The 2599-nt window shown below is 65.5% G+C and carries 5 protein-coding genes; 1 reads left to right on the top strand and 4 read right to left on the bottom strand.

Annotated elements, in window-relative coordinates; translation table 11 throughout:
- Nucleotides 1–477 (bottom strand): alcohol dehydrogenase catalytic domain-containing protein (locus tag LPN03_RS20625; protein WP_262455742.1); only part of this gene is annotated, 477 nt, incomplete at its 3' end.
- Nucleotides 478–665: 188 nt separating this feature from the next.
- Here LPN03_RS20625 and LPN03_RS20620 point away from each other — a divergent pair.
- Nucleotides 666–1025, top strand: a complete 360-nt coding sequence (locus LPN03_RS20620) for a DUF1801 domain-containing protein (RefSeq protein ID WP_262455741.1) — start codon at nucleotides 666–668, stop codon at nucleotides 1023–1025.
- Nucleotides 1026–1075: 50 nt separating this feature from the next.
- Here the strand turns inward: LPN03_RS20620 and LPN03_RS20615 are convergent, their stop codons facing one another.
- The 3 genes from LPN03_RS20615 to LPN03_RS20605 form a co-directional block, all read right to left on the bottom strand.
- Nucleotides 1076–1198, bottom strand: a complete 123-nt coding sequence (locus LPN03_RS20615) for a hypothetical protein (RefSeq protein ID WP_262455740.1) — start codon at nucleotides 1196–1198, stop codon at nucleotides 1076–1078.
- 34 nt (nucleotides 1199–1232) lie between these two features.
- On the bottom strand, nucleotides 1233–1580 hold the full coding sequence (locus LPN03_RS20610; RefSeq protein WP_262455739.1) for a UBP-type zinc finger domain-containing protein: 348 nt from the start codon (nucleotides 1578–1580) through the stop codon (nucleotides 1233–1235).
- Nucleotides 1581–1780: 200 nt separating this feature from the next.
- Entirely contained in the window at nucleotides 1781–2437 is a 657-nt protein-coding gene (locus tag LPN03_RS20605; RefSeq protein WP_262455738.1) for a DUF5996 family protein, read from the bottom strand.
- Nucleotides 2438–2599: the final 162 nt, after the last annotated feature.

Genomic DNA, 2599 nt, shown 5'->3' with positions numbered 1-2599 from the left:
GGCGCACAGCAGCGGGGCGGCCACGTCCAGCTCCAGCCCGTCGGGGATGCGGACCACAAAGTTCTCCGTGACAACCACGTGGGTGGAGTAGCCGCCCTGGGTGATGGTCCCGTCGCGGTCCATTGAGCCGTACGTGCCGACGTTGCCGTTGAGGCAGTATTGCTCTTCTCCGGCCAGGCAGTTTTTGCATTCGCCGCAGGAATTGACCATGCAGCCCACGCCCACCCTGTCGCCCACCTGGTGCCGGGTGACAGCTGAGCCGACTTTGGCGACGATGCCTGCGATTTCGTGGCCCGGGGCCAGCGGGTACGTTTGCGGGCCCCAGTCGCCGCGGACCGTGTGGATGTCTGAGTGGCAGATGCCTGCGTACTTGATGTCGATGAGGACGTCGTGCGGGCCAACTTCCCGGCGTTCAATGGTGGTGGGCACGAGCGCGCCCGTGGCGGACGGGGCGGCATAGGCGTTGACGGTCAACATGGGGATCTCCTGTGGTTTATGGGAGGGTTTTGCGCGGCCGTGGTTCGCCGCGAATTTCCAACAGCTCCACGCTACGTCCGCCGGGAGGCAACGTGGGAGGGTCTGCCAGTCCCTGTCAGCGAAGTCACAGCGGAAGCAGGGGTATTGTGGGCTGGAAATGGTCCGCATGCAGCACAGGAAGGCACGACGTGGGCAATCGAAATCCCGAAGTGGACGCCTGGTTCGACAGCTACGACAACCCGCAGCGCGAGCTGGTCGCGAGCGTGCGGGCCTACATCCTCTCCCTCGATCCGGCCCTGGGCGAAGCCGTCAAGTGGAAGGCACCCACGTTCATTTACAGGGGCAACATAGCCTCCTTCTTTCCGCGCTCGAAGAAGACTGTCACGCTGATGTTCCACCAGGGGGCTTCCATCGACGACCCCCTGGGCCTGCTGGAGGGCGACGGCGAAGTCTCCCGGGTTGCGCGTTTTGCCGACGCGGCCGATCTGGAAGCCAAGAAGCCGGCACTGGCCGCAGTCATCCGTGCCTGGATGGTGGCGAAAGGCTGATCCGGGAGCGCGGGCTGCCGCGTGAAACGCCGCGGGGTCAGCGGGCAGGGTCAGCGGATGACGGCGATGTTGAAGTCGATGGTGCCGATTTCGGTGCCCAGGCTCGCATTGGGGTAGGCAAGCTCAAAGCCGCGGGTCAGGCGTTGGCGATCTCCGCAGGATCTTTCCGGCAAGTGCGTTGGCGCCCACCTCGTGGTGGCGGCCGGTTCAATGGACGTGGTTCTGCCAGTCCGCGGGCACGCGGGTTGAGGGGCCCGGGGAGCCCTGGTCCACGGGCCGGTGGCTGGGCGGGGCCAGCTGCGGGCCGTTGAGATAGCTCTTGGTCCGGTAGTCCCAGAACCAGTCTTCGCCCGGTTCGAAGCTGCGGACGATCGAGTGGCCAGTGGCGGCTGCATGGGCGGATGCGTTTTGAGCGGGGGAGCTGTCACAGCAGCCGATATGGCCGCATTGGGCGCAGCGGCGCAGGTGGACCCACCACCCTCCGGCGGACTCGCATTCGACACAGCCCGTTCCTGTGGGCGGAACTGCGGCATCGATTCCCGTGAAGTGGTCCATGGGGCCATCTCCTTAGCTTTGGTCGGGCTTCAGGACAGCACAACTTTACGCCCGGTGGGTGGATTTGCGGGAGGGGTGGGGTCCGTTCCGGCATCCTGGTGCGTCCGGCCCTGCGCTCCGGATCGATCTCCGGTGCGGCACGATTCCACTGGCCAGGGTCCGCCACTGCAGCATGGCTGGCGTGGAGAAACCGCAACTGCTCAATTCGTGCGAGTAGCTCTCCTCCATGACCCATTCCGCGAAGTTTGATGCCCGCCTGCATGGCGGGGTGCGGCGCGGCCCGAAAACCGTGTGCAGGCGAGGTCCATGGTTCCCCAAAAGTAGTGCACCGGGCTGACCTTGCCGCGGAAGGAGGAACGGAAGGTGCCCAATATGCGGTCGGCCTGGACCAGCTGGCGCCAAAACAGCTGGACTGCCGCGGCGTCATAGGAGTTGTGGACGCTGTCCTCGGCGAAGGGAATGGCGGGATCCACCTCCACCGGAACGGCCCTGATGGTGGTTTCAAGTCCCAGCCCTGCCACTGCGGCCATGGTCTCCGCATAGAATTCCGACGTCGACTTTGCGTCAAGGCCGACGCTTGCCACAGAGCCGTTGCCGGACCGGATGGCGAGCCGGTGGTCGAAGAAGTCGAATTCCATGTCAAAGGGGCCTGAGGGATGGGGGATGGAGTGCGTCGCCAAGCCGCGGGGCGTCACATAGAGCGGCACCTGCCACCAGTGGTTGAGCATCGGGGCGTGCGCCATGCGGACCTTGCCGACGATCTGGGTCCACAGCTGCACGGTGTCCCGGGTCCCCTGCCAGTCCTCGACACGCAGTTGCGGCCAGGAACCTTTTCCCGTCTGGTCCTGAACAGTCATCTGGCCTGCTCTGGCCGTGAGCGCAATCCGGCAAGGGCGCCGCGTCGGCGCCATGATCGGCCTGTCCATGCCGATCGTCCCATTCTGCCTCCGCGGGGCGCGAAAGCGCGAGTGCTTCAACGAAGGCCCGTGAATCGACGGCCGAGCGGGCACTTAACGGGG

This window comes from Arthrobacter sp. A2-55, from assembly GCF_025548615.1.
Taxonomy (GTDB): Bacteria; Actinomycetota; Actinomycetes; order Actinomycetales; family Micrococcaceae; genus Specibacter; species Specibacter silviterrae.
The sequence above is the reverse complement of the archived record's forward strand: the minus strand, read 5'-3'. Positions and strand labels throughout refer to the sequence as shown.

Bases quoted from the DNA above. Each gene is read 5' to 3' on its own strand.
- LPN03_RS20610 (WP_262455739.1), bottom strand. From the start codon at position 1,580: ATGGACCACTTCACGGGAATCGATGCCGCAGTTCCGCCCACAGGAACG.
- LPN03_RS20605 (WP_262455738.1), bottom strand. From the start codon at position 2,437: ATGACTGTTCAGGACCAGACGGGAAAAGGTTCCTGGCCGCAACTGCGT.